Origin of the sequence: Blautia sp. JLR.GB0024 (assembly GCF_037000545.1) — a bacterium.
Taxonomy (GTDB): Bacteria; Bacillota; Clostridia; order Lachnospirales; family Lachnospiraceae; genus Blautia; species Blautia celeris.
Genome location: NZ_JBANBF010000005.1, coordinates 243,693 through 256,557 on the forward strand (window position 1 = coordinate 243,693; position 12,865 = coordinate 256,557).

Annotated in this window: 12 protein-coding genes; all 12 read right to left on the bottom strand. The window is 49.0% G+C overall.

The window, feature by feature from the left end:
• Window positions 1-25: 25 nt before the first annotated feature.
• A complete protein-coding gene (locus V8Q34_RS14260) occupies window positions 26-940 on the bottom strand; it encodes a sensor histidine kinase (RefSeq protein WP_227246033.1) in 915 nt (304 codons plus the stop codon).
• Window positions 937-1,617 carry a response regulator transcription factor gene (locus V8Q34_RS14265; RefSeq protein WP_033139926.1) on the bottom strand — a complete coding sequence of 227 codons (681 nt, stop codon included), beginning with the start codon at window positions 1,615-1,617 and terminating at the stop codon, window positions 937-939. Before V8Q34_RS14265 ends, V8Q34_RS14260 begins: the two co-directional genes overlap by 4 nt.
• A gap of 77 nt (window positions 1,618-1,694) precedes the next feature.
• Entirely contained in the window at window positions 1,695-2,597 is a 903-nt protein-coding gene (locus tag V8Q34_RS14270) for a sensor histidine kinase (protein ID WP_146051657.1), read from the bottom strand.
• 31 nt (window positions 2,598-2,628) lie between these two features.
• Window positions 2,629-3,405 (bottom strand): ABC transporter permease, encoded by a 777-nt coding sequence (locus V8Q34_RS14275; RefSeq protein ID WP_033139927.1) that lies wholly within the window; start codon window positions 3,403-3,405, stop codon window positions 2,629-2,631.
• Complete coding sequence (locus V8Q34_RS14280; RefSeq protein ID WP_033139928.1) at window positions 3,398-4,324, bottom strand: ABC transporter ATP-binding protein; 927 nt, start codon at window positions 4,322-4,324, stop codon at window positions 3,398-3,400. Before V8Q34_RS14280 ends, V8Q34_RS14275 begins: the two co-directional genes overlap by 8 nt.
• Before the next feature lie 105 nt (window positions 4,325-4,429).
• Window positions 4,430-5,116: a response regulator transcription factor gene (locus V8Q34_RS14285; RefSeq protein ID WP_227209656.1), complete on the bottom strand. Its 687-nt coding sequence runs from the start codon at window positions 5,114-5,116 to the stop codon at window positions 4,430-4,432.
• A gap of 93 nt (window positions 5,117-5,209) precedes the next feature.
• Window positions 5,210-7,129 (bottom strand): endonuclease MutS2, encoded by a 1,920-nt coding sequence (locus tag V8Q34_RS14290; protein ID WP_033139930.1) that lies wholly within the window; start codon window positions 7,127-7,129, stop codon window positions 5,210-5,212.
• 474 nt (window positions 7,130-7,603) lie between these two features.
• Window positions 7,604-8,149, bottom strand: coding sequence for an FmdE family protein (locus V8Q34_RS14295; protein WP_227246029.1), 546 nt, complete (start codon window positions 8,147-8,149; stop codon window positions 7,604-7,606).
• A gap of 70 nt (window positions 8,150-8,219) precedes the next feature.
• Entirely contained in the window at window positions 8,220-9,458 is a 1,239-nt protein-coding gene (locus V8Q34_RS14300; protein WP_335835736.1) for an MFS transporter, read from the bottom strand.
• 108 nt (window positions 9,459-9,566) lie between these two features.
• Window positions 9,567-10,763 carry a DUF4179 domain-containing protein gene (locus tag V8Q34_RS14305; RefSeq protein ID WP_033139933.1) on the bottom strand — a complete coding sequence of 399 codons (1,197 nt, stop codon included), beginning with the start codon at window positions 10,761-10,763 and terminating at the stop codon, window positions 9,567-9,569.
• Window position 10,764: 1 nt separating this feature from the next.
• Window positions 10,765-11,334 carry an RNA polymerase sigma factor gene (locus V8Q34_RS14310; RefSeq protein WP_033139934.1) on the bottom strand — a complete coding sequence of 190 codons (570 nt, stop codon included), beginning with the start codon at window positions 11,332-11,334 and terminating at the stop codon, window positions 10,765-10,767.
• Window positions 11,335-11,471: 137 nt separating this feature from the next.
• Entirely contained in the window at window positions 11,472-12,845 is a 1,374-nt protein-coding gene (locus V8Q34_RS14315; protein ID WP_335835737.1) for a protein kinase domain-containing protein, read from the bottom strand.
• Between the last annotated feature and the right edge of the window lie 20 nt (window positions 12,846-12,865).

Consider the following 12,865-nt stretch of genomic DNA (forward strand, 5'->3'; position numbering starts at 1 on the left):
CAAATATGACAAGATTGTAATATTCTCAATTCCTTCTCAGATAAACAGAAAATTCCGCTCCGCTGCCCGGTTCTGATTTTACCTTGATGTAACCTCCCTGCTTTTTTATGATTTCCCGCACAAGATACAGACCGATTCCAAGGCCTTTTTCCCCGGATACTTCCGGGGATCGGTAGAACCTCTGGAAAATCAGTCCCTGTTCTTCCTCACGGATGCCGATTCCCTCATCCTTCACACGAACACACAAAAAGGATTCATAGGGAACCGACAGGACACGGATCACAGACTGGGCCGGTGAATACTTCACCGCATTGTCCAGAAGGTTGACCAGTGCCTCCACAGTCCATTTCATATCAAAGAATGCGCTTTCCGGGGAAGACTCCGCCTCTATGACAATCCCCTTTTTCAGTGCCTGCATCTCCACAGCCTGACATGCCCTGGCGATCAGCTCATCCACGGAAGATTTCTCCACATGTACGGCGATCATCTCTGTTTCCAGATAGGAGGAACGCACCAGTTCCTTCATAAAAAAGTCCAGCTTATCGGCCTGTCTGTGAATCTGGGAAGCCATTTTCCCCGCCTGTTCCGGAAGCTCCTGTTCCTCCAGAAGACCTGCATAGAGCATAATATTCGTCAGAGGCGTACGTACCTGATGGGAAATGTCTGAGATCAGTGCCTTTACCAGATTCCGTTCCCTGTCCGCCTGTTCACAGTTCATCCGTGACATCTCCACAAGCTGGTTCAGCCGCTGTATGACAGCAGAATCCATAGATTCATCATAACTGCACTCCTGGATGGTTCCGCCGATTGCCCGGTCAAGCTGCTCCAACACTGTGTCCATCTGCCTTCTGATACGCCTCCGGTACCGGAAAGTATAACCGGCAGCCCCCGCAAATGCAGCGCAGGCAAGGACGACGGCAGATATCAGCGCCCCGCTCATAAGGAGTTCTCCCACTGATATCCTTTTCCATATACGGTCTTGATATGCTCCGGTTTGGAGGGATTATCCTCCAGCTTATCCCTGAGGCGGCGGATCCCGACAGAAAGAGCATTGTCCTCCACATACTCCGTGCCGTCCGGCCACACCCACTCCATCAGACGTTCCCGGGTCAGAATCTGTCCCGGATGAAAGACCAGCAGATATAAAATGCGCTGTTCTGTCCTGCTCAAATCTACGGGTATCCCGTTCTTTAAAAACTCCATGGTTGCAAACTGAAAACGGAATGGTCCCTGTGCATAATCCGTCTCCTGTTCCGGGGCCGTCCTCCGAAGAAGCGCCCGTATCCTTGCCCGCAGGACCATGGTTGAAAATGGTTTTGTGATATAGTCATCCGCGCCGCATTCCAGCCCCCGCACAATATCCAGCTCCATATCCCTGGCAGTGAGGAGGATAATGGATACCTTGCTGCTCTTCCTTATCTTCCGGCACAGTTCAAAGCCGCTGCCGTCCGGCAGGTTCACATCCAGTATGAGCAGATCAAATGTCTGCTGACGGAACTTTTCCTCTGCCTCTTTTATGGTACTGCAGATCGTAAAGGAAAAGTCATCACTCATGAGTGCCATCTCCATCCCCGCTGCCAGATCTGCGTCGTCTTCCAGTATGAGAATATATTTCAAGTTTTTTCTCTCCTTTCTTATGGCAGAATGTCTGCTGTCTCAGCCGCCAAAAAGGTACACGAAAGAATCGCATACCTTTATAACGTCAATATAAATTTTAAATACTTTCCTTCTTTTGCAGCCGTCAGCGTACCTCCCATTTTCTCTGTCAGACATTTGGCGATGGTGAGTCCCAGCCCTGTGCTTCCCTGGTTTCTGGAACTGTCCGCAGTGTAAAAACGCTCAAACAGCCTTCCCGCTGTCTCCTCTGACATTCCCTCCGCATCGTTCGTAAAAGATATGACTGCCCTGCCGCCCTCTCTATCCAGGCGGACGGACAGCTCTCTTCCGGCATATCTGCATACATTCTGCAGAAGATTCTGGAACACGCGCTCTAACCCGTCCTTGTCTGCCCGGACATTCACCGGCCCCTCCATAATATTTATGTCAACCAGAAGATTCCTGGCAGTCAATTCCGGATAGTAATCCACAATGGTCTCTCTGAGAAGACGTGCAATATCCACATGTTCCACCCTGGGGGTGTAGTCTTCCCCGGAGAACCTGGATAACTCATAGAACTGGCCCACAAGCTGCTGCAGAAAGCGGGCTTTTCGTTTTACCACCTCCAGTGCCTCCCGGTCCTCCGGGTCCAGAGCTGTTTTGTCCATAATATCCAGATATCCGATCATGGAGGTAAGAGGCGTGCGCAGGTCATGGCTGATATTTTCAATCTGTCTCTGGAATTCCTGCTCTCTTTTGGCATATTCCAGGTGCTGCTCCCGTATCTTCCTGAGCGCCTCATTGATGGTTACAAGAAGCTCCTCCATCTCTCGGTCAGGCGCAGGCAGTTTCAGCACCCGGTTGGCCTCCAGTTCGCCGCTGATTTCCTTCAGCGCACGATTGGTCCGTCTGACTGCTCCTGCCATGGTTCTGCATCGCAGGAAAAAATACAGAGAAGTCAGGCTCAGCAGACCCAACACGAAATACAGCAAACTTTCCACACCCCTTTCCTTCACACGGTTCGGACAAACTCTATCCGATTTCCTTTTTCCTGCTTACTAAAATACCCGCTGCGCCAAAGATAAGAATCCCGGCAGCCCCTGCTATGATGCATTTTGCCAGTCCGGAGGGAGTATCCCACAGACAGTGGTACCCCGACATATTGGCACTCACCTCAAAGCGGAAGATGTTCCAGGGCATCCATCCGGCGATCTTACGCAGAATTTCCACCTTAAACCCCGCATAATAACAGATGACAGGAATCACATTCATAACCGCAAACCAGACGATCGCTGCCACCACATCCTTCTCAAAAAGGGTGAGTAAAGCCACCCCCAGAATCACAGCCGCAAAGGCACTGGGCATTGCCGCTCCGATTCCCCCTGCCATCTTTCCCAAAGGCTCGGCCGCGGGACCACCCAGCAGCAGATAGGCACTTCCCACGTAAAAGACCAGGATAACTGCCATACAGCAGAGAGCTGTGGCGATACTGACAACACATTTTCCGATAAAAATATGTATCCTTGGAATCCCATAAGCCACCACGTTCTTCAAAGTACCGTTTTTTCTCTCATCACCAAACAGCAGCGCCGCTACGACAAAACCCGATATAAACAGAATCTGCAGATTAGCGATCAGATTATTCAGTGAAAAGCTCATAAGGCCGTATGGAAAATTTGTAATATTCTGATTGCTTATATACAGCACCAGATTCATCAGCACCAGCAGCCCTGATGCGATTCCTGCTGCCACGTACATTCCCCTGCTGTGTGTAATGCGGTATCCCTCACCTTTTATATAATTAAGCATATTTCCGCCCTCCGTTCTTCAAATCCATATAATACTCCTCCAGCGTCACCTGTCTTCTCTCCAGCCTTGAGATATCCATCCGGTTCTCGCTGGCAAGGCGGCTGTACGCGCCGATATCCATCATGGGATTGACAATATGAATGGTCTTGTCCGGAAGGACCTTGTAGCTTTCCGTGTGAAATTTCTTTTCCAAAACAGCAGTATACCGCTCCGGTTCTGACACATTGATCTCAATGTAGTCCGAACACTTTTCTTTTATCTCCTCCGCGGTGATCTGCTCAGCCAGTTTTCCGTCCGTAAGGAACCCATAGACTGTGGCAAGCTGCTCCAGCTCTGTGAGTATGTGGCTGGACAGGATAATGGTAATATTCTTCTCCCGGCTGAGCCGCTGCAGCAGATTCCTGATCTCTATGATCCCGCTTGGGTCCAGGCCGTTGATCGGTTCATCCAGGATCAGCAGCTCCGGTTCACCGATCAGGGCAATGGCAAGGCCAAGCCGCTGCTTCATGCCCAGGGATAAATCCCTGCACCGCTTCTTTTTCCGGTCTGCAAGCCCCACCAGCTCCAGGACTTCATCCACTGCCCTTTTGCCCGGAACCCCTTTTAATATCCGGTAATACTCCAGATTCTTCTCCACGGAAATCTGGGGATAGAATCCCGGCGCCTCTATGACAGCTCCGGTCCTTCTCCTCTGTTCCTCCATATCCTTCCGGCTGTGGCAGCCGAATAAGGTAAGCTCCCCTTCATCCGCATAAATATGGCCTGACAACAGTTTCAGAAATGTAGTTTTTCCTGCCCCGTTGTCCCCTACCAATCCGTAAACGGCTCCTCTTTTTACAGTTATGTCAACCTTATCCAGTGCAGTAAAACTGCCGTACCGCTTGGTGACTTTTCTCGCTTCCGCTGCATATGCTGTCATATCTTTTTCATCCTTTCCTGAACTTATCTCTTCATGTGGCTATATTATAATCGGCCGCTTTTTAATAAGTCTTCAAGAAACTTTAAAGAAATCGTAAAGACGGATTCACGCCATTTTAAATCCGATGCCCCAGACTGTACGGATATACTCCGCCTCCGGGTCTATGGCTGCTATCTTTTTCCTGATATTACTCACATGGACATTGACGGTGTTATCCTCCCCGTAATACCCGTTTTTCCATACCTGTTCATAGAGGCTTTCCCTGGAAAATACCTTCCGGGGCTGCTGTATCAGAATGCACAGAATCTCATATTCGTATCTGGTCAGGGAAATCTCCCTCTGCTTTACCGTGACGGTTCTGGATGCCTGATCCAGTATCAGGTCTTTATACGTGTATCGTTCAGATTCCGTTCCGGCACCCAGACTGCCGCAACGCCGGAAAGCAGCCATGACGCGTACCAGCACCTCCTCCGGCTCAAAGGGCTTTGTGATATAATCATCTGCCCCAAGCGTGATGGTCTCCACCTTGTTCTTAAGGGCAGTCCTGGCAGACAGGACAAGGATTGGAATCTGCAGTCCCATCTCCGTACGCGCCATTTTGATAATCTCCTCCCCGCTGATTCCAGGAAGCATCAGGTCCAGCATGATCATGTCCGGCGTTTCCCTCTCAAGCCTCAGCTGTGCCTCTGTTCCCGAATACGCAGCCGTTGTCTCATATCCCGCCTTCGCAAGAATCCGGCACAGCAGCCTGTTTATATCCGTGTCATCCTCTATCACTAGTATTCTCTGCATAAAAATCTCCTGGTACTTTATACTTTATCAAGGATTATAACAGATTCCTCAGTAAACATCAAAGAAACTTCCCTCAGGTTTGCAGCCTATTCCCTATTCCTCCACTTCTATTTCCAGGCCCTCCATGTGGTGTTTTCCCATCTTGTGACGAGCCTTTCTGACCTCCACAGTGTCAAATATAATGGAGAAATCATAGTCCTCAGGATAGAGTTCCGCAGCCGCCACCTTCAGCCTAAGCCGTTTATGGCTGATGAGCATCTTTTCATTTCTGAGCTGTACCAGGACATTTCCGTTCTTATCTGCCGGTTTCACCACAATTCCGATCTTTTCATCCGGCAGTATGGTCACACTGTCGCCTCTGGTAAATTTACGCACAGCGTCCATGCTGTCCCTGACCACGGCTGCTTTTTCAATACGCGGCGCGTGAAGCTTTTCCAGCCTGCTGCTGCCGCCGTGCAGGTGCATATTTTGAATCAGAGCCTCACTTCTCTCCCCATATGCCTCCCTGGCTGCAGCAGCCAGCATTTTGTCCGGAAATCCCAGTCTCTTTGCAATATACAGGGCACAGCTCTCCCCCGCCTCACCGACTTTCAGCCGATATAAAGGCTTCAGGCTGTCTCTGTCAAACTCCATTCTGGCATTCTGCACGTCCCCGTACCTGTCCGCGTATTCTTTCACCTCAGGATAGTGGGTAGTGACCAGAAAGAGGGCACCGCTCCTGCGCAGTTCCTCCAGTATGGAAATGGCGATTCCCATTCCCTCCTGAGGATCTGTTCCGGAACCCAGTTCGTCCATGATCACAAGGCTGTCCGGTCTTACCCGTTTTAAAATGTCCAGCACATTTTTAATGTGGGCTGAGAAGGTTGACAGATTATCCGAAATATTCTGCCCGTCACCGATATCACACAGGATCTGGTTCTGCATACATATATCGGCTTCCCTGCAGGGAACGTGCAGGCCCGAGCAGGCCATTGCACTCATCAGCGCCACTGTCTTGATAGCCACCGTCTTACCTCCGGTATTCGGTCCCGTAATGATCACGCCGCGGATTCCCCTGCCGATCTGAAAGTCCAGCGGTACACAGCTCTCCTTCTCCAGCATGGGATGTCTGGCGCCTTTCAGCTCCATATACTGTTCCAGGTTGATCTTCGGTTCCACGGCATCCATTTCCAGGCTCAGTTTTCCCTTGGCAAACATGAAGTCCAGCTTTTGGATGACCCGGATGTCCTCCATCAGCTCTGCTTCCCTCTCAGCAGTCATATTGGTGAGAGTGTACAGGATTTTCCGTTCCTCCGCGTCCTCCTCGATCCTGTATATTTCCAGCTCCTCCCGAAGGTTTGCCACTGCCTCCGGTTCTATGAACAGTGTGGCGCCTGTGGAAGACTGCTCCACAACGCTGCCCGGAACCATGGACCTGCACTCTTTCTTCACAGGGATACAGAATCTTCCGTTTCTGGTGACTACAAAGGAGTCGTTCAGATACTGTCTGTTGGTTTTCAGTGCCCTCTCTGCCCTCTCACTTACTTTTTCCTCCAGGATCTGAATCTGTTTTTTGATATCTTTTAAATAGGCGGAGGCATAGTCATCCACTCTTCCGCCTCTGATACAGCGCTCTATCTCTTCCTGCAGTTCCTCAGGAAAGGCCAGGTTTTGGTTATAATAGGCAAGGCTGATCCGTCCCTCCTCACCTCTTAGCAGATAGGATTTCAGCCGCCGCACGGCACTCAGGAACATGCCGGTCTCCTCAAGCTGTTCCGGCAGGAGCATATCACCTCTGACCGCCTTCTGCAGATATTCCTCCACATGCTCCATGGCCGGTATGGGCGGAGTTCCCGCCAGCTCTATCATAGCTCTCGCCTGGGTGGTATCCCGCTGCTGCTTTCTCAATTCCGTCTCTGACAGGATGGGAACCATTTCCATGATTCTGTTTCCCGCATTCTCTGTGGCGGCGCATTCTTTTAATTTTTCTAATATATGATAATATCCGATTGTTTCCAATGATTTTCTGCTCATGTTTTTTCCTCTCTAAAAAAGACGTAACCGTTCCGACAAGCTGAACACAGACCCGTCTGAACTATTACAAAAAGACCACAGATACATCGCCCCGAACGGGTATACGACTTCTGTGGTCTTCCATGAGAAAAATCCATACAGCAGCGCAAAAACAAGCCGCCTTCAAAGCAGCCAAGCACTGTATTCTCTCCATCATTCCAATATATTTGAAGTGTATGATAAGGGTTCGTAAGCGAATGTATCAGCCATCAGGGTACACTGATACAAGGATAGGGTATCAGAAAAAATGATATACTATCCCTACAGATTATTCGATTATTCTGTAATCTCCACTACGGAAACCCTCAGCACAAAGACACCTCATTTCTAAATTGATATTTATTTACTGTAACTGTTCAGCGGCCTTACAGTTACGGGCAGACCTGCTGAATCGTTACGGTTCTTCCTGCATTATAACCGCCGGACGCGGCTTTGTCAAACCTGAAATCTGTTATATTCACGATAACAGTCCCTGCAGAGAATCTCATCCCCCTGCAGATGCATCATATTTTCCGATGCAGTCTCCCCGCAGCGGGAACAGCAGATGGATTTGAAGATCCTTGCATTTTCCGGCAGTGCGATCTTTGTCTCCTTTACATCAAACATTTCCTCGAAACTGCACGCCTGATAATACCGGAAGGATTCCCCTTTGCTCAGGCCTTCCGGGCGTGGTTTCAGAACCAGGCGTACGGATTTGCCGGTATCTCTGTTATAGAAGGAAAATGCCTGCTTTCCGCACATATGAAAGAGCAGATTCCCCTTTCCCACACTGCATCCCAGTATTACCTGAATGGCATCCACGCCGCAGGCGTCATTTTCTGAAATACACACAAGCTGTTCATCCCGGGAGACACAGCAGTCTTTCCCCATCTTAATGTCCAAAAGTTCCATGGCGTAAAGAGCTGCCTTATAGCCAATGGTAAGGCCGCCGCACTCATGACCATGAAATTCCACACATTTTTTCCAGATTTTATCGTTCATTTTTCTCCCTTTCTATGAAATATCCTACCGAAGCGTATTCTGACTCTTATCTGCCGAAATACTCCCTCTGCTATCTCCTGCCTCTCTCTTTTCCCGGCCCTGCTGTTTCCACCTGAAGAATTCTCCGCCTTGGACCTGTATCCTCCACCTTTACCCTCTGGGTGATCAAAAATCCCACAGCGGCAAACACAACGCAAAGCCCCAGCGTGGGTCTCAGTCCGATCCTGTCCATGAGAAACCCGCCCGCCAGATTCCCCACACAGCTTCCCACTCCGACTGTCACCATACCAAAGATGGTCTGTCCCACGATCCTGTCCTTCTCCTTCAATTCCTGGTTGATGAAGAACACGGAGACCGGCGTAAAGATACCAAAGGACAGTGACTGCAGCGCAAATCCCAGAAATGCCACCGCCAGATTCGGCGCCAGAAAGATCACCAGCGGGCGAAGAACAAAGAACACGCTGCTCAGCTTCAGCAGTTTCTTACAGGATACCTTACGGATGAGATAATTGCACAAAAACATGGCGGGCATCTCACTGGCTGCACAGAAGAACGCTGCGATCCCGAAAGTACCGTCCGTTCCCCCAAGCTCACGCACGATATTGATCATATAGGTACCGAGGATGGAGCTTGTCATATAGCAGATTCCGAACCCGGCTACAAACAGCAGCAGAGGCCTGTTTCCCCTGAGGATCTCCATCACACTGCTGGACAGCTCCTGTTCTTCCCTGACCACGGAAGATTTGGGGTCCTGCATGGAGAGCACCACCACAAAAAGCAGAAATTCCATACCTGCAAAGGCAAAGGTGAGAATCCCCGGATAAAAATGTTCCACAAGCTGCCCCAGGATCACGGCGCTGACAGCATAGCTGACTGAGCCAAGCCCTCTGGAAATGCAGAAATTCACCTCGTATCCCTGGTTCATGTATTCCATTCCCATTGCCGTGATCAGCGGCGTAATTGAGTTGTACAGGGTGTTCAGCACAAGATACAGCCCTACAATGGCCATTTTCGGCAGGGGTACCGTCCCCAGGACAAGATACCCCGCCGTCACTGCCAGTATGATCAGCAGGATCATTTTCTTTAAGCTCAGCCCCCGGACCTTTTCCACCACTCCGGCCAGAAACGGCTGCATCCATATGCTGATAAACGCCGCACCGCCCACGGACATTCCCACAAGCGTGTTGGACAATCCCTTATACTGCAGAAACACCGCTGCAAATCCCATGATCGCGCAGCTTGATACCCAGTAAAAACACTGAAGCAGTGTATATTGATGACGCACCTGCACACTCTTTATCCGTTTCATCTCATCCTTATCCTTCCGATCATCATGCATCTTTCACCCTTTATATACCAAATGCTGACAATCGTCAATAGAAAAAAGAACTAAAGAAATGGAGAAATTTTTGTTAGTTTACCGAAGGGATTCTACATCAATATCCGCTGATAAAACCGCCTGATTCAACGCTTCACTGTCTGCGCCCTCTTCTGCTGCCTGTACCCACAGATCCATGTCATCGAAAACATAAATTTTAAGTTCCGATATATCCATTCCCCGGACAGCATTCACAGATTTCCCGTAAAATTCCGCCGTGGGTGTCAGTCTCTCCCCGTCCTGATTAAATATGATGGTTTGACACTGCTCGTATGTCCGGCCCATCTGCTCAGCAAATTCTTCATATGTAATGCCGAAATCATCCGAACCTCCTGTCTTTTCCCTCATAACAGATTCGTACTCTTCCCTGGTGATCTCTCTCTCCGTATAGGGCGCGTCTGTATATGTGATCACCTGATACGGCGATACAAATACTTTATTCAGGCTGTATCCGTTTTCCTCTTTGTTTACAGGTATCTCCTTTACTGCCTCCGTGTCCACTTCAAACGGCAGTTCCAGGCTCCACGCACCCTGAATCTTATGGAAAGCTGATATGTCCTCCGCATCTGTTTCATTGATATCATCATATCCGACCATGGAAAGCTGAAGTTCAAGAGTACCTGCCTGCAGGTCCTGTTCCTCCAGATCCAGCTTCAGCATGCCCACGAAGGTATTGTCATCCACAATATTTCCTTCCAGGTTATTGTTCATCAGCCTGATTTCTTCCGCACTGTCAGAGAGCTTCCAGTCTCCCTCCAGATACAGGATATTTCCGGGGATGTTGTTCAGTCCTCCCTGCTCCACATCCACCTCTGCCGTCACAAATACGGAAAGCCCGTCACAGTAAATCTCCGATGCGGTGATTGTCACACCTGCATCCTGAACCGTATAACCGGAATCAGCGGGAATTGTGCCGTCAGCCTCCTCCCTGGACAGGACTTCGGCCTTATCACTGTAATCTCCCGAAAACGTGGACTGATGCTGAACCTGTTTAAAAATTTCACCGAGGATCGGTATTCTGGCCGCAAATGCAGGATTTGCAAAACAGACTGTTGTCACGGTAACGGCCGCCGCTGCTGCTGCCGCTGTATATTTTATCCAATTTCTTTTGCCGGGTTCCCGTTTTCCCTCTTTCTCGGGAAGGTTTGCAAGTGTCGCTGTATATCTCTTCCATACCTCTTCCGGAACCTTTGTGTCTTCCCTGAGACCTTCGATCATATTATCAAAATTTTTCATATCAGATACCCCTTTCCAATCCGCAGTGTACTGCTTTTTTCTGAACATCCGGCATACTACGGGGTGGCTCCCCGCTCATGTTGTACTGCTGTTCCAGCTTTTCCCTGGCTTTCGCCAGTCTGCCTCTCACTGTGCTCTGGTTTATCTGGAGGATTTCCGCGATCTCCCTCGTCTTGAATCCCTGCACATAGTATAAAATGACTACAATCCGGTATTTCTCATCAAGACTGTTCAGGAAATCCCTCCACTCCACATTTGCATAGCTTTCATCCTGCGCCCACGCCTCCGGCAGGGATTCCTCTGAGACCAGTCTCTTCCTCTGCCGGTAAATGGAATTGCAGTGATTGATCAGAATTCGTGTCAGCCAGGTTGCAAAATACTCATCCTTTTTCAGAGTATCTATCTTCTCCCAGCATGTAAGGGCTGTCTCCTGCATGGCATCTGCCACATCCTCGTCATTTTTCAAAATGGCTTTGGCCGCCTTATATAAAGCAGGCCCCTGCTGCTCCATAAGTTTCTGGAACGCGGCTTTGTCGTGCTTCTTGGCCCTTTTGATCAGTAATATGTTCATACTCATCCCCCTTTGTGGAGTCCGGAGCTCCTGTTCGCTTTGTACACTTATTAGATGGGCGAGGCGGGGATTTTGTCCACCCGGGTATCTGATTTTTGAAACAGGCAATCATGCCTGCAAATTTTCACTGATATCTCTTATATAATATCACGTATCAAAATGTGTTCCCTTTTACGAAATTTCCAGCTTTCCCTGTCCTGCGAATGCTCAATTAAAAATTCTATGGCATCTCTGTAATTTTCCTCTGCGCTCTTCTCAATCAGCAAAAGTCCTTTTTCCCTGTCCTGCTCAAATTGATATTTTCCATAGTAACAATACAATCCATAATCATAATCAGCCATATAAAGCCCCGCTTTCTGCGCCTGCTCCAAATAACCCGCTGCCTCCTTCAGATCCATCCGGTTTCCGGCATCTCTGAACAAAAGTCGTGACAGATAACAGGCTGATACCGGATCCCCCTTTTGAGCCGCCTCCTCCAGATAATCATATGCCTCCTCGGTTCTGTTTTTTATACTGCAGATACAGCCTGCGAGTCTTGCACAGGGAATACTGCCGCATGCATATCCCTCCATGGCTGACTCCTCCGCTTTTTCATAGTTTTCCTGAAAAAAGAAACCTTTTGCCTTTTGATAACAGGAAAACCCATACTCCTCCTTCTTTACAGCCTGTTCCTGGGTTCTCTTTACTTCCTGCAGTGCTTCTCTATATTCTTCCGCATTTTGAAATCTTTTCTTTGGATCTGCGGATATCATCTTAAGCACCATTTCTTTCCACCCGGCAGTCCCCAAAACAGGAGGCGCCGGCTGTTTTTTCTCCATCAGAGCCTTCAGACCGGAATAGGGATACCGCATCCCATTCAGGACATAGTATAGCACCGCGCCCACAGAATATATATCACAGGTAAAATCCGATTCTCCTCCCAAAGCCACTTCCGGGGCACAGGTGCCAAGGCTCCCAAGCTGTGTTACTACCGTCGCATGGGTCAGCTCCCTTGCGATTCCAAAGTCTCCCAACTTGAATTCGGGTTCTTCCCATCCGGTCACAAAGATATTTTCCGGCTTAATATCCCGGTGGATTACATGGAGTTTTTCCATAGCGCCCAGAACAGCACACATATCAGAAGCCAGCTTCCATAAATCTCTCAAGGATATGTATCCTTTACCTATGATTTCCTCCTTCAGCCAGCAGGGAAACGTTTTAAGATATTCCATTTTCAGTGCCAGATAAGCGCTTTCCTTTCCGGCAAATTCCCGGTAATCATATATTTTGACCACATGAGAATTTTCTGCCAGAAGTTTCATGTACTCAGCTTCCTCCCGCAGATGCTTTTGGTATATCTGATGTTCTTCTAATTTCATGATTTTCAGAGCATAGATGTCCCCGTCTTCTGAAAGCACAAGATAAACCTCGGCAGACTGTCCGCATCCAATCTGTCTGATCATTTTCTCATTTTCTTTCAGCACACCTTCCTGATAAAGCATGGCCCTCATATCTCTCATTGCAATATCCATAAATTCTCCTTAATCATTTC

Bases quoted from the DNA above. Each gene is read 5' to 3' on its own strand.
- V8Q34_RS14260 (WP_227246033.1), bottom strand. From the start codon at position 940: ATGAGCGGGGCGCTGATATCTGCCGTCGTCCTTGCCTGCGCTGCATTT.
- V8Q34_RS14275 (WP_033139927.1), bottom strand. From the start codon at position 3,405: ATGCTTAATTATATAAAAGGTGAGGGATACCGCATTACACACAGCAGG.
- V8Q34_RS14280 (WP_033139928.1), bottom strand. From the start codon at position 4,324: ATGACAGCATATGCAGCGGAAGCGAGAAAAGTCACCAAGCGGTACGGC.
- V8Q34_RS14285 (WP_227209656.1), bottom strand. From the start codon at position 5,116: ATGCAGAGAATACTAGTGATAGAGGATGACACGGATATAAACAGGCTG.
- V8Q34_RS14290 (WP_033139930.1), bottom strand. From the start codon at position 7,129: ATGAGCAGAAAATCATTGGAAACAATCGGATATTATCATATATTAGAA.
- V8Q34_RS14295 (WP_227246029.1), bottom strand. From the start codon at position 8,149: ATGAACGATAAAATCTGGAAAAAATGTGTGGAATTTCATGGTCATGAG.
- V8Q34_RS14300 (WP_335835736.1), bottom strand. From the start codon at position 9,458: ATGAAACGGATAAAGAGTGTGCAGGTGCGTCATCAATATACACTGCTT.
- V8Q34_RS14305 (WP_033139933.1), bottom strand. From the start codon at position 10,763: ATGAAAAATTTTGATAATATGATCGAAGGTCTCAGGGAAGACACAAAG.
- V8Q34_RS14310 (WP_033139934.1), bottom strand. From the start codon at position 11,334: ATGAACATATTACTGATCAAAAGGGCCAAGAAGCACGACAAAGCCGCG.
- V8Q34_RS14315 (WP_335835737.1), bottom strand. From the start codon at position 12,845: ATGGATATTGCAATGAGAGATATGAGGGCCATGCTTTATCAGGAAGGT.